This window comes from Lysobacter olei, from assembly GCF_054777355.1.
This window is the reverse complement of record NZ_BAAHAT010000001.1, coordinates 1-19718: the sequence shown is the minus strand read 5'-3', so window position 1 is coordinate 19718 and position 19718 is coordinate 1. Positions and strand designations below refer to the sequence as shown.

General features: G+C 66.7%; 20 protein-coding genes and 1 pseudogene. 17 read left to right on the top strand and 4 right to left on the bottom strand.

Annotated elements, in window-relative coordinates:
• Positions 1-51 precede the first annotated feature (51 nt).
• From lepA to recO, 6 genes are all read left to right on the top strand, one after another.
• Positions 52-1845, top strand: coding sequence for a translation elongation factor 4 (gene lepA / locus ACYVBS_RS00105; RefSeq protein ID WP_460821018.1), 1794 nt, complete (start codon positions 52-54; stop codon positions 1843-1845).
• A 217-nt stretch (positions 1846-2062) separates the two neighbouring features.
• Entirely contained in the window at positions 2063-2848 is a 786-nt protein-coding gene (gene lepB, locus ACYVBS_RS00100; protein WP_460821017.1) for a signal peptidase I, read from the top strand.
• A 49-nt stretch (positions 2849-2897) separates the two neighbouring features.
• Positions 2898-3275 carry a DUF4845 domain-containing protein gene (locus ACYVBS_RS00095; protein WP_460821016.1) on the top strand — a complete coding sequence of 126 codons (378 nt, stop codon included), beginning with the start codon at positions 2898-2900 and terminating at the stop codon, positions 3273-3275.
• Positions 3268-3933, top strand: coding sequence for a ribonuclease III (gene rnc / locus ACYVBS_RS00090; RefSeq protein ID WP_460821015.1), 666 nt, complete (start codon positions 3268-3270; stop codon positions 3931-3933). The genes ACYVBS_RS00095 and rnc overlap by 8 nt, the downstream gene beginning before the upstream one ends.
• Before the next feature lie 45 nt (positions 3934-3978).
• Positions 3979-4884, top strand: coding sequence for a GTPase Era (gene era / locus ACYVBS_RS00085; RefSeq protein ID WP_460821014.1), 906 nt, complete (start codon positions 3979-3981; stop codon positions 4882-4884).
• A 79-nt stretch (positions 4885-4963) separates the two neighbouring features.
• The gene (gene recO / locus ACYVBS_RS00080) at positions 4964-5788 is read left to right on the top strand and encodes a DNA repair protein RecO (RefSeq protein ID WP_460821013.1); all 825 of its coding nucleotides are present in this window, start codon (positions 4964-4966) and stop codon (positions 5786-5788) included.
• A 36-nt stretch (positions 5789-5824) separates the two neighbouring features.
• Here recO and ACYVBS_RS00075 read toward each other — a convergent pair whose 3' ends face one another.
• Positions 5825-6592 (bottom strand): response regulator, encoded by a 768-nt coding sequence (locus ACYVBS_RS00075; protein ID WP_460821012.1) that lies wholly within the window; start codon positions 6590-6592, stop codon positions 5825-5827.
• A gap of 45 nt (positions 6593-6637) precedes the next feature.
• On the opposite strand from ACYVBS_RS00075, the gene ACYVBS_RS00070 reads away from it, so the two are divergent.
• The 10 genes from ACYVBS_RS00070 to ACYVBS_RS00025 all read left to right on the top strand — a co-directional run bounded on the left by ACYVBS_RS00070 (position 6638) and on the right by ACYVBS_RS00025 (position 16428).
• Positions 6638-8677 (top strand): translocation/assembly module TamB domain-containing protein, encoded by a 2040-nt coding sequence (locus ACYVBS_RS00070; RefSeq protein WP_460821010.1) that lies wholly within the window; start codon positions 6638-6640, stop codon positions 8675-8677.
• Positions 8678-8712: 35 nt separating this feature from the next.
• Positions 8713-9336, top strand: coding sequence for a DUF1318 domain-containing protein (locus tag ACYVBS_RS00065; protein ID WP_460821009.1), 624 nt, complete (start codon positions 8713-8715; stop codon positions 9334-9336).
• 138 nt (positions 9337-9474) lie between these two features.
• A complete protein-coding gene (rlmD, locus tag ACYVBS_RS00060; protein ID WP_460821007.1) occupies positions 9475-10806 on the top strand; it encodes a 23S rRNA (uracil(1939)-C(5))-methyltransferase RlmD in 1332 nt (443 codons plus the stop codon).
• Between the two features lie 3 nt (positions 10807-10809).
• A complete protein-coding gene (locus tag ACYVBS_RS00055) occupies positions 10810-11322 on the top strand; it encodes a CYTH domain-containing protein (protein ID WP_460821006.1) in 513 nt (170 codons plus the stop codon).
• Positions 11323-11504: 182 nt separating this feature from the next.
• A complete protein-coding gene (nagZ, locus tag ACYVBS_RS00050) occupies positions 11505-12500 on the top strand; it encodes a beta-N-acetylhexosaminidase (RefSeq protein ID WP_460821005.1) in 996 nt (331 codons plus the stop codon).
• Positions 12500-13063, top strand: a complete 564-nt coding sequence (locus ACYVBS_RS00045) for a hypoxanthine-guanine phosphoribosyltransferase (protein WP_460821003.1) — start codon at positions 12500-12502, stop codon at positions 13061-13063. Before nagZ ends, ACYVBS_RS00045 begins: the two co-directional genes overlap by 1 nt.
• A 34-nt stretch (positions 13064-13097) precedes the next feature.
• Complete coding sequence (locus tag ACYVBS_RS00040) at positions 13098-13529, top strand: VanZ family protein (protein ID WP_460821002.1); 432 nt, start codon at positions 13098-13100, stop codon at positions 13527-13529.
• Positions 13526-14278 carry an S-methyl-5'-thioinosine phosphorylase gene (locus ACYVBS_RS00035; protein ID WP_460821001.1) on the top strand — a complete coding sequence of 251 codons (753 nt, stop codon included), beginning with the start codon at positions 13526-13528 and terminating at the stop codon, positions 14276-14278. The genes ACYVBS_RS00040 and ACYVBS_RS00035 overlap by 4 nt, the downstream gene beginning before the upstream one ends.
• Positions 14279-14446: 168 nt before the next feature.
• Positions 14447-14650: a cold-shock protein gene (locus ACYVBS_RS00030; protein WP_460820999.1), complete on the top strand. Its 204-nt coding sequence runs from the start codon at positions 14447-14449 to the stop codon at positions 14648-14650.
• A 107-nt stretch (positions 14651-14757) separates the two neighbouring features.
• A complete protein-coding gene (locus ACYVBS_RS00025; protein ID WP_460820998.1) occupies positions 14758-16428 on the top strand; it encodes an acyl-CoA dehydrogenase family protein in 1671 nt (556 codons plus the stop codon).
• Here the strand turns inward: ACYVBS_RS00025 and ACYVBS_RS00020 are convergent.
• From ACYVBS_RS00020 to ACYVBS_RS00010, 3 genes are all read right to left on the bottom strand, one after another.
• The gene (locus tag ACYVBS_RS00020) at positions 16396-16692 is read right to left on the bottom strand and encodes a hypothetical protein (RefSeq protein ID WP_460820997.1); all 297 of its coding nucleotides are present in this window, start codon (positions 16690-16692) and stop codon (positions 16396-16398) included. The two genes, ACYVBS_RS00025 and ACYVBS_RS00020, sit on opposite strands and share 33 nt — an antisense overlap.
• Positions 16693-17018: 326 nt before the next feature.
• Positions 17019-17432 carry a hypothetical protein gene (locus ACYVBS_RS00015; RefSeq protein ID WP_460820996.1) on the bottom strand — a complete coding sequence of 138 codons (414 nt, stop codon included), beginning with the start codon at positions 17430-17432 and terminating at the stop codon, positions 17019-17021.
• A gap of 84 nt (positions 17433-17516) precedes the next feature.
• Entirely contained in the window at positions 17517-17777 is a 261-nt protein-coding gene (locus ACYVBS_RS00010) for a hypothetical protein (protein ID WP_460820994.1), read from the bottom strand.
• Between the two features lie 1385 nt (positions 17778-19162).
• Between ACYVBS_RS00010 and ACYVBS_RS00005 the strand changes: the two are divergent.
• Positions 19163-19621: pseudogene (locus ACYVBS_RS00005) on the top strand (IS110 family RNA-guided transposase); the annotation flags it as partial.
• Positions 19622-19718 lie beyond the last annotated feature (97 nt).

Sequence of the window (19718 nt, the reverse complement as noted above, 5' to 3'; positions counted from 1 at the left end):
AATTGACCGTTAACCTTTCAGGCCTACGCGGTCCCCACGCCGCGCCCCCGCATGCAGCAGATCCGAAACTTCTCCATCATCGCCCACGTCGACCACGGCAAGTCGACCCTCGCCGACCGCATCATCCAGATCTGCGGCGGCCTGCAGGACCGCGAGATGGAAGCGCAGGTGCTCGATTCCAACCCGATCGAGCGCGAGCGCGGCATCACCATCAAGGCCCAGTCCGTATCCCTGCCGTACAAGGCCAAGGATGGGCAGACCTACTTCCTGAACTTCATCGACACCCCCGGCCACGTCGACTTCAGCTACGAGGTCAGCCGCTCGCTGGCCGCGTGCGAAGGCGCGCTGCTGGTGGTGGACGCCGCGCAGGGCGTCGAGGCCCAGTCCGTGGCCAACTGCTACACCGCGGTGGAGCAGGGCCTGGAAGTGGTGCCGGTGCTGAACAAGATCGACCTGCCCACGGCCGACATCGAGCGCGCCAAGGAAGAGATCGAGGCGGTGATCGGCATCGACGCCGAGGACGCCGTGGCGATCAGCGCCAAGACCGGCCTGAACGTGGTCGACGTGCTGGAAGCCATCGTGCATCGCATCCCGCCGCCCAAGCCGCGCGACACGGACAAGCTGCAGGCGCTGATCATCGACTCGTGGTTCGACAACTACCTGGGCGTGGTCTCGCTGGTGCGCGTGATGCAGGGCGAGATCAAGAAGGGCGACAAGCTGCTGGTGATGTCGACCGGCCGCGCGCACGAAGTCGACAACGTCGGCGTGTTCACCCCCAAGCGCAAGGTGCTGGACAAGCTCGGCGCGGGCGAGGTGGGCTGGGTGACCGCGTCGATCAAGGACGTGCACGGCGCACCGGTCGGTGACACGCTGACCAAGGCGGCCGACCCGGCGCCGTCGCCGCTGCCCGGCTTCCAGGAAATGCAGCCGCGCGTGTTCGCCGGCCTGTTCCCGGTTGACGCCGAGGACTACCCCGACCTGCGCGAGGCGCTCGACAAACTGCGCCTCAACGACGCCGCGCTGCGCTTCGAACCGGAGAGCTCCGAGGCGATGGGCTTCGGCTTCCGCTGCGGCTTCCTCGGCATGCTGCACATGGAAATCGTGCAGGAGCGCCTGGAGCGCGAGTACAACCTCAATCTGATCTCCACCGCGCCCACGGTCATCTACGAAGTGCTCAAGACCGACGGCACCACCGTGCCGATGGACAACCCGGCCAAGCTGCCGCCGGTCAACCAGGTCGACGAGATCCGCGAGCCGATCATCCGCGCCAACATCCTGACGCCACCGGACTACATCGGTGCGGTGATCAAGCTGTGCGAGGAAAAGCGCGGCGTGCAGATCGGCATCACCTACATGGCCAGCCAGGTGCAGGTCAGCTATGAGCTGCCGATGGCCGAGGTGGTGCTGGACTTCTTCGACAAGCTCAAGTCGGTCAGCCGCGGCTATGCGTCGCTGGACTACCACTTCCTGCGTTTCGAGGCCGGCCCGTTCGTGCGCGTGGACACGCTCATCAATGGCGACAAGGTCGACGCGCTGAGCATCATCGTGCATCGCAGCCACGCCGACCGGCGCGGCCGCGAGCTGACCGAGAAGATGAAGGACCTGATTCCCCGGCAGATGTTCGACGTGGCCATCCAGGCCGCCATCGGCAGCCAGGTGATCGCCCGCACCACGGTCAAGGCGCTGCGCAAGAACGTGCTGGCCAAGTGCTACGGCGGCGACATCACGCGCAAGAAGAAGCTGTTGGAAAAGCAGAAGGAAGGCAAGAAGCGCATGAAGCAGGTCGGCCGCGTGGAGATTCCGCAGGAAGCCTTCCTGGCGGTGCTCTCGGCGGACAGCAAGTAAGCCCTGCCGGGCGTGCCGGCCACAGTCGCCGCACCCGGTGGGTAGCGGCGCCTGGGGCGGGTTGGGGAGCGGCATCGCCGGGGTGAAGCGGCATTGGCGACGGGGGCCGTGACTACGGACCCATGGACGCCGGGGCAATGTGCATTAAGGTGGCAAGCTGGCGGCACCCTGACGGCGCTGCATCCGAGAACGTGCGGCGCAAGGAGAAAGCATCACGATGATCTGGTTTGAAACCGCGCTGGTCGTACTCACCCTGTTCACCGGCCTTGTCTGGCTGCTGGACAAGTTCGTGCTGGCCAAGCGCCGCGCCGCGCGCGAGGGCCTGCTGGACGAGGCCGCCGAGCCGGTGGTGGTGGACTACTCCAAGGCCTTTTTCCCCATACTCGCGGTGGTGCTGATCCTGCGCAGCTTCGTGGCCGAGCCGTTTCGCATTCCGTCCAACTCGATGATGCCGACCCTGCTGACGGGCGACTTCATCCTGGTCAACAAGTTCAAGTACGGCCTGCGCCTGCCGATCAATAACCACAAGGTGGTGCAGATCGGCGAGCCCCAGCGCGGCGACGTGGTGGTGTTTCGTCCACCGCATCATCCGGAACAGGATTGGATCAAGCGCGTCGTGGGCCTGCCGGGAGACCGCATCGCCTACCGCGACAACCAGGTGTTCCTCAACGGTGAGGTGCTGCCGTACGCACTGGTCGGTGCGTATCAAGGCAAGGGCAACGGCGCGGAGATGACCGGCGCCGAGGAAATCCGCGAGAACCTGGCCGGTGTGGAGCACAACGTCCTCGAACGGACGGATCTGCCGTTCAATGATCCGGGCGAGGGCGAGTGGGAGGTCCCGCCGGGGCACTATTTCGTGATGGGCGACAATCGCGATAATAGCGAGGACAGTCGATACTGGGGTCTGCTGCCGGAGAAGAATCTGCGGGGCAAGGCGTTCCTGGTCTGGATGAACTTCGATGGGGGCGTTGATTTCTCCCGCATCGGCACGAGCATCCAGTGACAGGCCGCCGTCGGATCAGGTCAACCGTGACAACTTGGGGAGTGAACGGATGAAGCGTACGCAGCGTGGCATGACCCTGATCGGGTTCATCATCACCTTGGCCGTGGTCGGCGTGTTCGTGTACATGGGCATGAAGACCATCCCGATGTATTCGGAGTTCTACGCCGTCAAGCAGGCCCTCAATGGCCTGGCCACCGAACCGGGCGTGACCGACAAGGATCCGGCCAAGATCAAGGACCTGTTCTTCCGCCGCCTATACATCAGCTACGCCGACAACATCAAGGCCGAACATGTGAAGGTGGTCCGCAAGGACGCCGGCTACCTGATGACGGTCGAATACGAAGTCCGCAAGCCGCTGATTGCCAACCTGGACGTGGTGGGCAAGTTCAAGGCCGAGAAGGAGCTGCGTCGGGGCGGCGTTGAATGACCTGATCGGCCACCGCTTCGCGGACGCAGCCCTGCTGAGCCAGGCGCTCCGTCATCGGAGTGCGGGCATGCCGCACAACGAGCGGCTGGAGTTCCTGGGCGACGGACTGGTCAACCTGTTCATCGCCGAGGCGCTGTATGCGCACTGGCCCCACGCCGACGAGGGCGCGCTGACCCGCGCGCGTGCCGAGCTGGTGCGGGAGTCCTCGTTGGCGGCCATCGCCCGCCAGTTGGAGCTCGGACCGCGCCTGGTCATGGGACCGGGCGAAATGAAGTCCGGCGGCCATCGCCGCGATTCGATCCTGGCCGACGCGGTCGAAGCCATCGTCGCGGCCATCTACCTCGATGCCGGTTACGAAACCTGCCGGACCGTGGTGATGCCCTGGTTCGAGGCGGCCATCGAGGCCCTGCCGCCGGCCCACAAGGTGGGCAAGGACGCCAAGACGCGTCTGCAGGAGTGGCTGCAAGGCCGGCAGAAGCCGCTGCCCGCGTATGAGTTGCTCTCCGAATCCGGCGAGGAGCATGCCAAGACCTTCCACGTCAGTTGCACCCTGAGCCAGCCGGCCGTCCGCACCGAAGGGCAGGGCAGCTCGCGCCGTGCCGCCGAGCAGGTGGCGGCCGAGGCGGCGCTTGCGCAGGTCGAAAGTCTGCGTCGCTGATCCCGTTTTCGCGCCACCGCGCCCGCAACTGCCTACAATTCCCCCATGAACACCCCCTACCGCGCCGGCCATGTGGCCGTCATCGGCCGACCCAACGTCGGCAAGTCCACCCTGACCAATGCGCTCGTGGGCGCCAAGGTGAGCATTGTCTCGCCGCGTCCGCAGACCACGCGCCACCGCTTGCTGGGCATCGCCACCTTCCCGGAAGGGCAGCTGGTCCTGGTGGACACCCCGGGCCTGCACCGTGACCAGGGCAAGTCCACCGCCACGGCCATGCACCGGTGGATGAACCGCGCCGCGCGTGGCGCGCTGGAGGGCGTGGACGTGGCCCTGCTGGTGGTGCGTGCCGGCCAGTGGGACGAGGCGGACGGCTTTGCCTATGAAGCCCTGCGTGGCGCGGGCCTGCCGGTGGTGCTGGTGGTGAACCAGGTGGATCGCCTCAAGGACAAGTCGGCGCTGCTGCCCTACCTGGCGCAGGTCAGCGAAGGCCGCGACTTCGCCGCCATCCACCCGGTCTCCGCGCTCAAGCGCACCGGCCTGCAGCCGCTGGTGAAGTCCGTGCTGGAGCACCTGCCGGAGCAGGACGCGCTGTACGGCGAGGACGAGATCACCGACAAGAGCCAGCGCTTCCTGGCCGGTGAGATGGTGCGCGAGCAGCTCATGCGCCAGTTGGGCGAGGAACTGCCGTATGCCACCACGGTGGAGATCGAGCAGTTTGAGGTCGATGGCACGATGCTGCGCATCGGCGCGGTGATCTGGGTCGAGCGCGACGGGCAGAAGGCCATCGTGATCGGAAAGGGCGGCGAACGCCTGCGCGAGATCGGCGCGAAGGCGCGCATCCAGATGGAGCGGCTGTTTGGCGCCAAGGTGTTCCTGCAGACCTGGGTGCGCGTGCGTGAAGGCTGGTCGGACGATGAGGCCGCGCTGCGCGCCTTCGGCTACCACGACTGAGTGATCGGGGCGGCGACGCCTTGCGGGCCGCCCGTGAACCCCTGGATTTGCCACTGGCTGAACCCGTGAGGGAGGGCCCATGCAGCTGACCGCCGAGCCCGCCTTCGTCCTGCATGCACGGCCGTGGCGGGAAACCAGCCTGCTGGTGGAAGTGCTGACGGCCACGCACGGACGCGTTGGGCTGGTGGCGCGTGGCGTGCAGGGACCCAAGCGCCACGTCTTGCGCGCCGCGCTGCAGCCGCTGCAGTTGATCCGGCTGGATGCGCTGCTGCGCGGCGAGTTGGCGCGCCTGACCGCCGCCGAAGCGGTGGACATCGCGCCGCGATTGGGCGGCAACGCCATGCTTGGCGCGTTCTACCTCAACGAATTGACGCTGCGGCTCGCACCGCGATTGGACCCGGCCCCTGAATTGTTCGTGGCGTATGCGGTCGCGCGCGAGCGACTGCGCGCGGGCGAGCCGCTGGCGTGGACGCTGCGGCGTTACGAGCGCGATCTGCTGGATGCGCTCGGCTTTGGATTCGACTGGAGCTGCGACGGCGACGGCATGCCCATCGACGCCGCGGCACGCTACCGCATCGAGCCGGAGCACGGTCCGTGGCGCGTCCTCAGTGACCGGGGACACGGCGACCGTTCGACCGCCGCGACCGGACGCGCACTGCTTGCGTTGGCCAACGATGTGCTGCCGGAAAAGGATGACCTGGCGGGACTGCGCCACGTGCTGCGTGGCGTGCTGGCGCACCATCTGGGGCCGCGTGGTCTGAAGTCGTGGGACATGCTGGCCGCGTTGCCGCGGGCGGAGGATCGGCCGATGTCGGGCAACGCGCGCGCGTCCGCCAACGAGGCGGCGTCGCCCCTGGCACCGGAGTCGACCGCGCCGCCAACTTCGGACCGTGCCGGCGACTGACGCGTTGTCGCTGTCGTTGCCTACGGTCCCCCGGCCTCAAACGCCTGCGGGGGATGTAGTGCTTGCCCGCCGATGCAGCGGTGGCGTGTCGAGCGTGTCTTCCACGGCCTGGTCGAATCGCAGCAGTGCGGCGGGTTCGGTGGGCTGCGTGCGCAGCTGGGCGGCCGCGGCTGCAAGCCGGGGCGCGCCCACGAACCCGCAACTCGCCCTGAGTTTGTGTACTTCTTCGAGCACCGTGGTGGCGTGCGCATCGCGGCCTGCACTGGCAATGCGGTCGCGCGCGAGCGGCAGCTCGGCCAGGAAAAGATCGCGGAGCGCCGCGACATGGTCGAGGTTTCCGCCCATCGAGCGCGCGGCGTCGTCGTCATCCCAAACGGGGAGCTTGCCGGGTAGCGCGGTGGGGGCATGCAGGTGGGTGTCCCCCAGCGTGTCGAGCTTCAATGCGCGCCGAATGGCGCCGGCCACCGCCTGTGCCGGCAGCGGCTTCACCAGCACCTCGTCGAAGCCGGCCTGCTGCAGGGCGTCCAGTTCGTCGCGCAGATGCGATGCGGTGTGCGCGATCGCCGGGGTGTCCGGCTGGCGTTGTTTCAGTGCCGCCAACAGCGCCTCCCCGCGCCCGTCGGGCAGGTTGGCATCGATCAGCCACAGGGCATGGCGCTGATGTTCGGCGCGCCTCAGTGCCTGCGCCACGCTGCCTGCGCCGTCGACCGACACACCGGCCGATGCCGCCGCCGCCGTGAGGAAGGCGAGGGCCACGGGGTCGTCTTCGACCAGCAGGATGCAGGGAGCGTCGCCGGATTTCATGAGCAGTTCGCGCGGGCTGGTTATGCTGCGGCCATGGAGCCCCGGATGGTACGCCTGCGAACGCCCTCAGTGCTGCTGCTCATGCAGTGCGCGGTGCTGTGCGCGCTGCTACTGGCCGCGGCAGGGGCGCATGCGCGGGCGATGACGGCGCGTATCCAGCGCGTGACCACGGCGGCGGCGACGCTCCAGGATGTGCAGGTGCGGCTGGAGTGGAATGACGATGCCGGGCCCGGTCGGCTGCATCTTCGGGCGGGCCGCGCCGATGCCCCCGAGCTGGGATACCGGCTGAAGAACGTGTCGTGGCAGTGTCCCTTGCGGCGTGATGGACAAGGCGGCTGGCGTTGCGAGGGCGACGTGCGCGCCGCGGGCGGTCCCCCCTTCCGCCTGGCGGTCGCGCTGGGCGTCGCGGTGACCGAGGCGAGTCTGGTGCGCGGACCTTCGCGCCTGCATCTGCTGCGCAATGCCGCGACGCCCGACGTCACCCGCATCGACCTGACGGACGTGCCGTTGGCCTGGACCCAGGCGCTGCTGGCAACGGCGTGGCCCGCGGCGCGCCTCAACGCGGGTCAATTGTCTGGGCGCCTGGACATCGACAGTGCCGCGGGTCAGCCGTTGCGCGTCAGCGGCCCGCTGCGATTGCGCGGCGTCGCCATCGACACGCCTGACGGCACGATTGCCGCGGAGGGTCTGGGCGGCGACCTCGATGTGCGTGCGGCGTTCGCCGACACCGACACCGTGAGTGTGCGGGGGCAGCTGCGGGGTGGCGAGATGCTCTTCGGCACCACCTACGTCTCGTTGCAGGACCGACGGGTCGGGCTGCGGGTGGCCGGGCAGAAGCGCGGCGAGGGTGGCTGGGACTTCCACGACCTGCACTGGCAGGACGACGGGATCCTGGTCGCGTCGGGCCGCGCGTCCCTGACGCCTGAGGGCTCCTTGCACTCGGCAACCTTGCGCCTGGAGAGCGGGTCGCTGGCACCTTTGCGGGACGGTTACCTGTCGGGTTGGTTGGGCCTCGCGGGCCTGGGCGACCTAGCGTTGTCAGGCGCAGCGGACGCCTGGGTCGATGTGGCCAACGGGCAACTGCGGGGCGCATTGATGCGCCTGCACGGCGTCACAATCGACGACCCGCAGGGGCGCTTCGACTTCAACGGCCTGGACGGCGACGTGGCGTTTTCCGGCGGTGCACCGGTGCAGAGCGCGTTGCAGTGGCAAGGCGGCGCGCTGTACGGGCTCGCTTTCGGCCCAGCCCGCCTCCCTTTTGCCAGCGAAGGCGGGGAACTGCGCGTGGCCGCACCGGTCACTCTGCCGGTGCTGGGAGGCTACGCCCGCTTCGATGACGTGCGCATCCGGCCGCCTGCGGCCGATCGCGGACTCGAGGTCGAGTTCGGGCTGGCGCTGGATCGCGTGGACATTGCCCAGTTGTCCAAGGCGCTGGACTGGCCGGCATTCACTGGCAATCTGAGTGGCAGCATTCCGCGCGCGCGCTACGCGAACGACCGGCTGGACTTCGATGGCGGCCTGGACATGCAGCTGTTCAATGGGCGGGTGCGCGTGTCATCGCTGGCGATGGAGCGACCCTTCGGCGTGGCGCCCACGCTGACGGCCGATATCGACATCGATGACCTGGACCTGGAGTCCACGACCGGCGTGTTCGGTTTCGGCAGCATCACGGGCGCGCTCGACGGCCGGATCAGCGGGTTGCGCCTGGTGGACTGGCAGCCGGTGGCCTTTGACGCGCAATTGCGCACCGAGCGCAAGCGCGGCCTGCGCCAGCGCATTTCCCAGCGCGCCGTGCAGAACATCTCCAGCGTGGGTGATGCTTCGTTTGTCAGCAGCCTGCAGGGGCAGCTGATTGGCCTGTTTGACGACTTTGGCTACAAGCGCATTGGCATCGCCTGCCGGCTGGTCGATGAGGTTTGCACCATGGATGGCCTCGGTTCAGCCGGGCAGGGCTTTATTATCGTGGAAGGCGCGGGGCTGCCCCGGCTGACCGTGGTGGGTTTCAACCGTCGGGTGGATTGGCCGACCTTGCTCGAACGCCTCGCGGCGATTGGCAAAGGCGACGTCAAGCCCGTCGTGGAGTGAACGCAGCACCGCAACGTACACACAGGAGAGTTCGCATGCGCCGTTGGATGGGTATTCCGGTTGCCGCCGTCATGTTGACGGCGTGCGTGACGATCAATGTCTACTTCCCGGCCGCCGAGGCCAAGGAAGCGGCCAAGGAGTTCGTCGAGAAGGTGATTGGCGACGAGGCGAAGGCCCCGGCGTCGCAGGAAGGCAAGCCGGGCGGGCAGAGTGCTTCGTTGTCCCGGCCGATGACGCCGGCGGCGCTCGCCTCGCGCATCGACTGGCTGTCGCTGGTGGGCATCGGCAGCGCGCACGCGCAGTCCGCGCCGGACATCACCATCAAGACGCCGGCCATCCAGGCGATCCAGGCGCGCATGGCGTCCCGCTTTGACGCGCAGCTGCGCGCGGGCTTCGATGCCGGCGCGCTGGGCTTTGCCGGAGACGGCACCATCGTGGTGCGCGACGCGTCCAAGCTGGCGCTGAAGGACCGCGTGGCGGTCAACCAGGCCGTGGCCGACGACAACCGCGACCGCAAGGCGGTGTACCGCGAAGTGGCGGTGGCCAACGGGCACCCGGAGTGGGAAAACCAGATCCGCGACGTGTTCGCCAAGCAGTGGATCGACAGTGCGCGCTCGGGCTGGTGGTACCAGTCGGGTGGGGCCTGGAAGCAGAAGTAACGCCTTCCACGGCCGGAGCGCCACTGGCAGAGCAGAAGGGGTGGCCCGATCAGCCACCCCTTTTCTGTTGTCGTGCAGGAGCGGCCCCTGTTTCCCGTATCTGCGACAATAGCCACCCCCTGAAAACCGGCCGTCACCGTGGCGCGAATCGACCAGACCCCCTTCGAAGCCGAGATCACCGGCCTGACCCATGACGGCCGCGGCGTCGCCCGCCGGGAGAACGGCAAGGCCGTGTTCGTCGCCGGGGCCCTGCCGGGCGAGCGGGTGATGGCCAGCCAGACCGGGCGCAACCGCAACTTCGACGAGGCCAAGACCGTCGAGGTGCTGGTGGCCGCACCGGAGCGCGTGGAGCCGCGCTGCGCGCACTTCGGCGTGTGCAGCGGCTGCGCCATGCAGCACTACGCCGAGGACAAGCAGATCCTCGCCAAGCAGAACGTACTGCTGGAGAACCTCTCCCGTATCGGTCACGTCACGCCGGAAACCGTGCTGCCGCCGCTGACCGACGCGTCGTGGGGCTACCGTCGCAAGGGCCGCTTCTCGGTGCGCCGCGTCGACAAGAAGGACAAGACCCTCGTCGGTTTCCGCGAGGTTGATCCGCGTTTCGTGGCCGACGTGTCCTTCTGCCACACGGTCATCCCAGAGATCGGCGACAAGGTGGCGGCGCTGGCGACGCTGGTCGATGGCCTGCAGGCGCGCAAGGACATTCCGCAGATCGAGTTCATCGCCGGCGACCCGCAGGCCGAGTTCAGCGGCATCGCGTTGACCATCCGACACCTCTCGCCGCTGTCGGACGCCGACAAGGCGGCGCTGGTCGCCTTCGGCCAGCAGCACCGCTTCGCCATCTTCCTGCAGCCCGGTGGCGTGGATAGCGTGCACCCGCTGTGGCCGGAGCAGGTCAAGCTGGCCTTCTCGCTGCCGGAGTGGAACCTGGAGTTCAAGTTCCGTCCGCTGGATTTCATCCAGGTCAATGCCGGGCTCAACGGCAAGATGATCCGCAGCGCGCTGGACCTGCTGGACGCGCAGCCGGACGAGCGCGTGCTCGACCTGTTCTGCGGATTGGGCAACTTCACCCTGCCGCTGGCGCGCACCGTGCGCGAAGTGGTGGGCGTGGAAGGCGAGGCCGGGCTCGTGCTGCGCGCCCGCGAAAACGCCGCGCACAACAGCCTGCCCAACGCGCAGTTCCACGCGGCCGATCTGGGCAAGGACCTGTCGGGGCACACCTGGATGCGCGAAGGCTTTGACAAGCTGCTGTTGGACCCGCCGCGCTCGGGCGCGGACTTCGTGTTGACGCAGCTGCCGCTCAAACAGTTCAAGCGCATCGTGTACGTGAGCTGCCATCCGGCTTCGCTGGCGCGCGATGCGGGCTACCTGGTCAATGAGCGCGGCTGGAAGCTCAAGGCTGCTGGCGTGATGGATATGTTCCCGCACACCGCGCACGTCGAGTCCATCGCCATGTTCGAGCAGGCCTGAGCCATGGGTATCGAAATCGAACGCAAATTCCTCGTCACCGGCGACGGCTGGCGCGCCGCCGCACACAAGGTCGTGCCGATGGCGCAGGGTTACCTCAACGACCTAGCGGCGATGGACACCGGCGCGATGAAAGCCTCGGTACGCGTGCGCATCCAAGGTGAGGAGGCCTACCTCAATCTCAAGTCGCGCGAGCTGGGCCACACCCGCCAGGAATTCGACTACGCCATCCCGGTGGACGACGCACGCGGCTTGCTGGCGCTGAGCGTGGGCGGGCTGGTGGACAAGCGCCGCCATTACGTGACGTTCGAAGGCCACCTGTGGGAGGTGGACGAGTTCCTTGGCGAGAACGCCGGGCTGGTGGTGGCCGAGATCGAGCTGGCCTCGGCGGATGAAGCCTTCGCCAAGCCCGACTGGGCCGGCGCCGAGGTCACCGATAGCCCGCGCTACTACAACCTGGCGCTCGCCACGCGCCCCTATAGCCAGTGGACTGATGCCGAAAAGGCCGGGCAGGGCTGAAGCCGCCCGACCGCGCTGCGTGGCAATGCGCCCCGCTGCCCGGCCATGCGCTTGCGGCGTTGGGCCTTGCCTAGTGTGCGGCCTGTTCAGCCCCATGGGCTGCGCCCGACCCGGCATCTGCGCCACAATCCCCTGACCCCGCGGCGCAGTGGCGCCGTCATCCGAACCCTGGAGTTTCCCGAATGCTCGTTATCGGCGTCGCCGGCACCGAACTCACCGCGCAGGAGCGCGACTGGCTGCAGCATGATGCGTGCGCCGGCGTGATCCTGTTCTCCCGCAACTTTGCGTCGAAGGCGCAGGTGGCGGAGCTGTCGCAGGCCATCCGCGAAGCCGCCCCGCGCCCGCAGCTGGTCTGCGTGGATCAGGAAGGCGGCCGCGTGCAGCGCTTCCGCGAGGGCTACAGCGCGCTGCCGCCGCTGGAGAACTTCGGTCGCCTTTATGCACAGGACAAGGCTGCCGCACTGGCCATGGCCGAAGAGCACGCCTGGCTGATGGCCAGCGAGGTGCGCGCCACCGGCGTTGACCTCAGCTTCGCCCCGGTGGTGGACCTCGGGCGTGGCAACCGCGCGATCGGCAACCGCGCCTTTTCTGAAGATCCTGCCGTCGTCGCCGACTTCACCCGTGCCTACGTGCGTGGCATGCACAGTGCCGGCATGGCCGCCACGCTCAAGCACTTCCCGGGCCACGGCTCGGTGCTGGAAGACACGCATTTCGATGACGCCATCGACCCGCGCCCGCTGGACGAGATCCGCGCGCTGGACCTGGTGCCGTTCGTCGCGGGTATCGAGGCCAAGGCCGATGCGGTGATGATGGCGCACGTGGTCTACCCGGCGGTTGCGCCGGAACCTGCCGGTTTTTCCAAGGTCTGGATCGAGGACATCCTGCGCAAGGAGATGGGTTTCCGCGGTGTCGTCTTCAGCGATGACATCGGGATGGCGGCCGCGTTCTCGGCCGGCGGCATCAAGCAGCGCGTGGACTTGCACCTGGATGCGGGTTGCGACGTCGTGCTGGTCTGCCACCCGGAGCTGGTGGAAGAGTCGCTGGATGCCATCAAGGACCGCAAGCTCAACACCATGGCGCTGACCGGCCTGATCGGTCGCGGCCCCATGGGCTGGGACGGCCTGCTGGCCGATGCCCGCTACGGCGCAGCCCGCGCCCGCCAGGAAGGAATTGCCTGATGACCGCCGACACGCGCCCCGCGCTGGCCGATGCCCTCGCCAACGCTGAAGTGGTGGTCGACCGCGCCACCATTGACGCCGGCGTCCGGCAGATGGCCGCCGAGATCCACCGCGACTTCGCCGGCACGGTACCGGTCTACCTGACGATCATGCACGGCGGCCTGCCGTTCGCCGCGCAGCTGGCCATGGAACTGGGTGCACTGGGCCTGGACCTGGAGTTCGACTACCTGCACGCCACCCGCTACCGCGGCCAGACCACCGGCAGCGACCTGGTGTGGAAGCACCGCCCGGCCACGCCGCTCGCTGGCCGCCGCGTGATCCTGGCCGATGACATCCTCGACGAAGGCCACACCCTGGCCGCCGTGCGCGACTGGTGCCTGTCCGAAGGCGCCGCCGACGTGCGCATCGCCGCGCTGTCGGTGAAGGACCACGACCGCTGCGTGCCCGGCATCTGCGCCGACTACGTGGCCGTGACCGTGCCAGACCGCTATGTCTTCGGCTACGGCATGGACTACCACGAGCAGGGCCGCAACCTGCCGGACATCTACGCGCTGAAGGATTGAGCGCATGACCACGCGAGGGAGCGTCGCAGGGTGGATGTCGATGCTGATGGTCCTGGGGCAGCTCGGGGTCAGCGGGATCAAGTATCTGCGCGAAAGCGGTGACGCCTCCGCATTCCTGGGATATGCCCCTAACCTGGTTGCGGCGGCCACGATCCCGGGCTTGATCGTCGCCGTGCAACTGCTGCGCGGCGCGGGGTCAGCAGCGCCTTATGCGTGGTCACAGCTGTGGCGCGAAACGCGAACCCACGCTTTGGCCCTCCTTTTCAGCGCGGGCGGATTGTTGGCCTGGGAATTCGTGCAGGTGTACCGGCCCAACCGCACGTTTGACCTGCAGGATGTCCTCGCCACCGTCGCGGGCGCGGCACTGTGGGCTGCGATTGTCGTGGTGGGGCGCCTGTCGACCGAAGGCGCGCACCGTCGCGCCGATACCATTTTGACTGCTGGTACCGAGAGCACCTCACCGTGAGCACCATCGAACTCGCCATCATCGGCGGCACCGGCCTCTACAAGCTGGCCGACTTGCAGGACGTGACCACCCACGAGCCCGAGACCCGCTACGGCATGCCCTCCGGGCCCGTGCGCGTGGGCATGCTGGACGGCCACCGCGTCGCGTTCATGGCGCGCCACGGCGAAGGCCACTCGGTGCCGCCGCACAAGATCAATTACCGCGCCAACCTGGCCGCGTTGCAGGCACTGGGTGCCGAGCGCGTGCTGGCGCTGAACACCGTCGGCGGCATCACCGAACGCTTTGGGCCGCGCGTGCTGGCCTGCCCGGACCAGCTCATCGACTACACCTGGGGCCGGATCTCCACGATCTGCGAGGAGGAGGGCACCGAGGTGCTCCACGTGGATTTCGGCGAGCCCTACACCCGTAGCCTGCGCCAGTCGGTGGTCGCGGCGGCGGTCAAGGCCCACGTGGCGCTGGTCGACGGCGGCTGCTATGGCGCCACGCAGGGCCCGCGGCTGGAGACCCGCGCCGAGATCGTGCGCATGCGCCGCGACGGGTGCGACCTGGTCGGCATGACCGGCATGCCCGAAGCCGGCCTGGCCCGGGAAATGGATCTGGATTACGCCTGCCTGGCGATCGTGGCCAACTGGGCGGCAGGTGCCGGCCCTGACCCGGACGAGGTCATCACCTTGCAGGATGTGCTCGACAACGTGGCCGCTGCATCCGCCGGCCTGCCGGGCTTGCTGAAGGCATTGCTGGCGGGCTGACCCCGGGGCGAGCCTGGGCGGCGCTACTGTGGCCGACCGCCGCCTCTTGGGGAGGGGGCGGGCCAGGATGATTGTAAAGCCGGCGTTCAGTTTGCATACTCGGGGCGCGCGCTTGCCGTCATCGGGCGGCCGTGCGCTCAACGCACCCAGCATGAGGTCATCAAGGATATGCAGTACGGCACCGTGAAGTGGTTCAACGACGCCAAGGGTTTTGGCTTCATTTCGCCTGAGGATGGGAGCGCGGACGTGTTCGTGCACTTCTCGGCGATCAACGCCAAGGGCTTCCGCAGCCTGCAGGAAGGACAGCGCGTCAGCTACGAGCTGACCCAGGGCCCGAAGGGCGCGCAGGCATCGGGCGTACAGCCTGTCTGATTCAGTGACCTGTTTCGGAACCCCGCGCCTGGCGCGGGGTTTTTTTTTGCGCGACACCCGGCCGGTGCCGGCGCACAATCGGGGCAGGGTCACCGCCGGAGCCGTGCATGGACCTGCCGCCGTTCGACACCCACCGGGTCGACAACCAGCCGCCCGAGTTCGCCTCGCGGAACCTGTGGGCCGATGACGTCGCGCTTCGCGATGCGGTGGGCCGCGAAGGCGGGGCTGCCTTCGCCCAGCACCTGGCCGCTTATGGCGCGCTCGCCGGTGACGAACTGTACGCGCTGTCCTTCGATGCCCACCGCGACCGTCCGCGCCTGCGCACGCACGATCGCTTCGGCCACCGCATCGACCGGGTTGAGTTCCACCCCGCCTACCACCGGCTGATGGATGCGGCCATCAGGCATGGTGTGGCAGGCCTGTCATGGACCGCCAATGCCTCCGGCGCCCACGTCGCACGCGCGGCGCTGAGCTACCTGCACCATCAGGCGGAGCCAGGCACCAGCTGCCCGCTGACGATGACGCATGCCGCCCTTCCCGTGCTGCGTCGCGAGCCCGCGCTGGCCGAGTGGCGGATCAAGGCGGTCGCACCCCACTACGACCCACGCGAGGTGCCCATCGGGCAGAAGGCGGGCGTCACGCTCGGCATGGGCATGACCGAAAAGCAGGGCGGCTCGGACGTGCGGGCAAACACCACCCGCGCCGAGCCGACGGCCGCGGAAGGGGAGTACACGCTGGTCGGGCACAAATGGTTCATGTCCGCGCCGATGTCCGATGGATTCCTGGTGCTCGCGCAGGCGCCCGCTGGCCTGACCTGCCTGCTGTTGCCGCGCCTGTTGCCCGATGGTCGCCGCAATGCGTATCGGGTGATGCGCCTGAAAGAGAAGCTCGGCGACTGGTCCAACGCGTCCAGTGAGGTCGAGTTCTGCGGTGCATGGGCACGTCGCATCGGCGAGGAAGGGCGTGGCGTGGCAACCATCCTGGAGATGGTCATGCTGACGCGGCTGGACTGCATGCTCGGCTCCGCCGCCGAGATGCGGATGGCGTTGGCGCACGCGCTGCAGCACGCGCGCCACCGCCGCGCCTTCGGCCGCGCGCTCCTGGACCAGCCATTGATGCGCAACGTGCTGGCCGACCTCGCCTTGGAGGCCGAGGCGGCCATCGCGTTGGCAATGCGTGTGGCCCGCGCCATCGAGCAAGCGGACGCAGACCCGTTGGCCGCCGCCTTGGCGCGCATCGGCACCGCCGCAGGCAAATACTGGGTGTGCAAGCGCGCGCCGGCGTTCGTCAACGAGGCGCAGGAATGCCTCGGTGGTGCCGGTTACGTGGAGGAGTCCATGCTGCCCCGACTGTACCGCCAGGCGCCGCTCAACTCGATCTGGGAGGGCAGCGGCAACATTCAGTGCCTGGACGTGCTGCGTGCATTGTCGCGTGAGCCGGTGCAGGGGCAGGCGTTGTGGCAGTGGCTGGAGGCGAGCGGTGCGATGGGCGCCGAGGGCGGCGAAGCCGTGGCGACCACCCTGCACGGAGTGCTGGCCGAAGGCCGTGCGGTCCCGGAGGTGCATGCGCGCTGGCTGGTGGAGCGGCTGGCTGTCTCGATGCAGGCCGCCGTGCTGCGCCAGGCTCGCAGCCCGCTGGCGGATGCGTTCCATCGCAGTCGCGTGGCGGGGCAGCACGGCATGGCATTCGGCACGCTGCTGGAGGAGCGCGATATCGAGGAGGCTCTGGGGCGAGTGTCGACGGCGTCAGTCGGGCGTGCGGATCCGTCCAGTCGTTGATGTGGCATCAGGGTAACGCCGACTGCCAAGCTCACGAATCACAGCGCCCGCCAGCGCCGATATCGGCAGGGCGACGACCTGGCCGAATACCAATGCCAGACCATCCGTGCTGCCGGAATCCCCCAAAACAAGATGCGTCAGGGTGATATGAGCAAGCGGGCCGAGAAGCGCAGCCAGCGGAAGCGCAAGCCAGAACCAGCGGATCGCGTAGTGCGTGGCAAGCGCGACAACCATACAGGTGAGTGACAACCACAGCCAATCCATCGTGAGTCTCCTTGGGGCAGCACAACTCAAGAGATATATGGGGCGACGACGTGATGCCGATTTTGATTCTGGAAGGGCGGCATTGCGTTGCCTGTAAATCAGGTTCGATAACTGTCGCAGCTTCAGATGGATTGAGCCGTTAAGGCTTTTTTGGCCGGCTTGTTATGGCGCGCCACATCGCCGCGAGGACCGCAGCCACCAAGATCATCATTAGGCCGCCGGTGGGGATCCCTCGAGTCCGGAGGTAAGGTGCCGCCACAAATGCAACACCCAGGGCGCCTGCACACGCCATCACCGCGATGAGGTGGCGCATTGGCATTTTCGCTTCAACCCGCGGGGGTGGATTGGCGGGCTTGAGCCCGGACAAGGAAGCCGCCGAAAACGACGCCAAGCAGGGTTGCGCCCAGCGTCGCGCCAAGCATGGGCGCGTTCACCCAGGCGAACTCTCCGAACTCCCTTGGCACTGCTACCCGTTGCAACTTGTAGCCGACTGCCATGGATGCAATGACAGACACGCACCAAAGGGCGAGTGCGGGCCGCAGAAAGCTGCCTCGCGCCACCCATGAACCGACAGAGACAGCGAAAAAGACGATGCCAGCACTGATGAAGGCGAGCAGGCGCATGTGCTCGTCGGGATCGGCGGTCAGTTCAGGTTGCGGCGTAAACCAGCTTCCAAGCCGCTCAAGGGCGACATAGGCGAGAACGGTTACTGCGACGGCCACCAGAATACGACGATTCATTTCGCGACTCCTTGTCCCTGTTGTCTTAGCCACAAGGGGCAGCGAGCCCACTGCAGCGTGTATGGACTTCAGCGGCTTGCGGTACTAGGCCTTGGGTTTCATGAAGCGGGGGGCCACGTAGCGGCCGGTCAGTGCGCCGAGTACGGTGCCAACCAATGAGGCCGGAAAAATGTTGTCAAGGAGCAGACCACCCGCAAGCATCCCGAGCCCAAAGCCGATGAGGCTGCCGCTGCTGACGGTGCGCTGGTAATGCGGGGTGGCCGCGTGCCGCGCCCTGGTGGGTCTGTTTGTGCGTTCAATGTCCATCAGGACATTGGCAGCGGAGTTGGCTTGTTCTTTATCCATGTGCTGAAGACTCCCTTTCCGCCCATATTGCCAGAACCAGGGGGGAGCATGAAATGTCCTCGGCTGGGGCCTTTGACTACCGCGGTGGCTTGGCTGATCAGTATCGTCGCCCTTGATGGCTGAAACGCGCTGCTTCTAGCAACCGCACGTGCCAACCCCAGAGTAGCGGTGTTTGCTTGTCCCCCGGTGGGATGCGCAGGACGAGATGAGAGCAACAAGGAGAGTCAAGAAAAGTGTCCGTACCACAAATTCTCCAGAAGAAATCTGTGGTGCAGTGCGCCCCAACGCCTGAATTAAGCCGAGCCGCGAAGCAGCTTAGGCTTGAATGAATCGTTAGGGCCACGAATATACGTGAGCCCGAAAGGCTTGGCGCGGAAGGCCTGGGATACTGAGCTTGGTGCGGTGTCGGCAGTAGCAGGATGTATACATGCCGGAGGACGACAGGTATTTGGTTCGGACGAACAGGTGGCTGCCAAGACGCTGGACCGAAGCGGAGTGCAGGGTAACTGCACAGTTCTCTGGCTGATCTACGACCAGTTGATACGCCGAGCCAGACCAAGCGCCTTGAACGGTAGTCTCCGTCGATTGGGAGTCATCGCAAACGTCAGCACTGATTTGAACTCCAGGCAGGGCCAGCGGGGCACGCCAGAAATAGAAGGTTGCAAGAGCAATGCCCGCAACCGAGGCTAGAAGCGCTGCTTTTGAACGAAGTCGCATGTATGGGCCTAACACTTGAATTAAGTCGAGCAGCGAAGCTGCTTCAACTTGAATGAATTGTTAGGGCGCATGCTAGCGCGAACAGCCGCCGCGAGTAGTGGCTCACGCTGCAGTGTGGCGTCATGGACGCTGCCGCCATAGACGACCAGTTGGACATGAGGCGGCCTGCCAAGTCCAGTTGGCAGGAAAGCCACCCGCTCGTGCACGGCATTGTCTCTAACACCATAGAACCAAGCGATGCGACCAACTGACGTCTTGGAGAAGCCAGCGAAGCGACTGTCGGTCGGCAGCGACCAATGACCACCTACGCGCAGCTCGGCGGGAAGAAGCCCAGGCCGAAGCGGGGTAAGAGTGCAAATTGTGTAGTCGGGGCCAACCCGCCCCTGCACCGAATAGCCTGAGTCACTGGGGAGGTAAGGGCAGCTATAACTATCGAATGCCGGCAATAACGGCATCGCTGGCTCTATCGGTCCTGCGCAAGCACATAAAGCAAGCAATATGACGGCGAAGATGTGTCTCATGCGGCCTAACACTTGAATTAAGTCGAACCACAAAGTGGCTTTGACTTGAATGAGTAAAAAGGAGACTTCCCCTCCGACGGCATTGCCGTTCGGCCTCGAGGGCCATGATTGGGTTGCGACTCAATCAACGCAGAGGAGAAGTCTCCCATGGGCACTATAACCATTGGCATTGATCTGGCGAAACTGGTGTTCTCGGCCTGCGAGTTGGACGCCACGGGGCACGTCCGGCAGCGCCGCGACCTGCGGCGGGACGCCCTTGGGGTTTGGTTGGCACAGCTGCCCTCCGGCACCGTCGTGGCGATGGAAGCATGCAGCGGCGCCCACCACTGGGCCCGGTATTGCCGGGACGTGGGGCTCGTCCCCAAGCTGATCGCTGCGCAGTTCGTGACGCCATTTCGCAAGAGCCGCACGGCAAAGAACGATCGGAATGACGCCGAAGCCATCGCGACCGCAGCGCGGCAAGGCAATATGCGATTCGTGCCGATGAAGTCCGTCGACCAGCAGGCTCGGCTGGCAGTGCATCGGGTGCGGGAGGGTTACAAGGCCGAGGCCTTGGCCACCAGCAATCGACTGCGTGGGCTACTGGCCGAGTTTGGCGTGGTCGTCGTGACCTGCCCCCGGTTTTCAGGGCCACCCTGACTTAAGTAGAGTCCGTTCCCAAGAAGAGGACGGACATGAAGAAGCGCTTCACCGACGAGCAGAT

Excerpts from the sequence above, each read along its gene's own strand:
- ACYVBS_RS00055 (WP_460821006.1), top strand. The coding sequence starts at position 10,810 with ATGGGTATCGAAATCGAACGCAAATTCCTCGTCACCGGCGACGGCTGG.
- ACYVBS_RS00025 (WP_460820998.1), top strand. The coding sequence starts at position 14,758 with ATGGACCTGCCGCCGTTCGACACCCACCGGGTCGACAACCAGCCGCCC.
- ACYVBS_RS00075 (WP_460821012.1), bottom strand. The coding sequence starts at position 6,592 with ATGAAATCCGGCGACGCTCCCTGCATCCTGCTGGTCGAAGACGACCCC.
- ACYVBS_RS00045 (WP_460821003.1), top strand. The coding sequence starts at position 12,500 with ATGACCGCCGACACGCGCCCCGCGCTGGCCGATGCCCTCGCCAACGCT.
- era (WP_460821014.1), top strand. The coding sequence starts at position 3,979 with ATGAACACCCCCTACCGCGCCGGCCATGTGGCCGTCATCGGCCGACCC.
- ACYVBS_RS00020 (WP_460820997.1), bottom strand. The coding sequence starts at position 16,692 with ATGGATTGGCTGTGGTTGTCACTCACCTGTATGGTTGTCGCGCTTGCC.
- recO (WP_460821013.1), top strand. The coding sequence starts at position 4,964 with ATGCAGCTGACCGCCGAGCCCGCCTTCGTCCTGCATGCACGGCCGTGG.
- ACYVBS_RS00040 (WP_460821002.1), top strand. The coding sequence starts at position 13,098 with ATGTCGATGCTGATGGTCCTGGGGCAGCTCGGGGTCAGCGGGATCAAG.
- lepA (WP_460821018.1), top strand. The coding sequence starts at position 52 with ATGCAGCAGATCCGAAACTTCTCCATCATCGCCCACGTCGACCACGGC.
- ACYVBS_RS00070 (WP_460821010.1), top strand. The coding sequence starts at position 6,638 with ATGGTACGCCTGCGAACGCCCTCAGTGCTGCTGCTCATGCAGTGCGCG.
- lepB (WP_460821017.1), top strand. The coding sequence starts at position 2,063 with ATGATCTGGTTTGAAACCGCGCTGGTCGTACTCACCCTGTTCACCGGC.
- ACYVBS_RS00010 (WP_460820994.1), bottom strand. The coding sequence starts at position 17,777 with ATGGATAAAGAACAAGCCAACTCCGCTGCCAATGTCCTGATGGACATT.
- ACYVBS_RS00030 (WP_460820999.1), top strand. The coding sequence starts at position 14,447 with ATGCAGTACGGCACCGTGAAGTGGTTCAACGACGCCAAGGGTTTTGGC.
- ACYVBS_RS00065 (WP_460821009.1), top strand. The coding sequence starts at position 8,713 with ATGCGCCGTTGGATGGGTATTCCGGTTGCCGCCGTCATGTTGACGGCG.
- nagZ (WP_460821005.1), top strand. The coding sequence starts at position 11,505 with ATGCTCGTTATCGGCGTCGCCGGCACCGAACTCACCGCGCAGGAGCGC.
- ACYVBS_RS00015 (WP_460820996.1), bottom strand. The coding sequence starts at position 17,432 with ATGAATCGTCGTATTCTGGTGGCCGTCGCAGTAACCGTTCTCGCCTAT.
- ACYVBS_RS00095 (WP_460821016.1), top strand. The coding sequence starts at position 2,898 with ATGAAGCGTACGCAGCGTGGCATGACCCTGATCGGGTTCATCATCACC.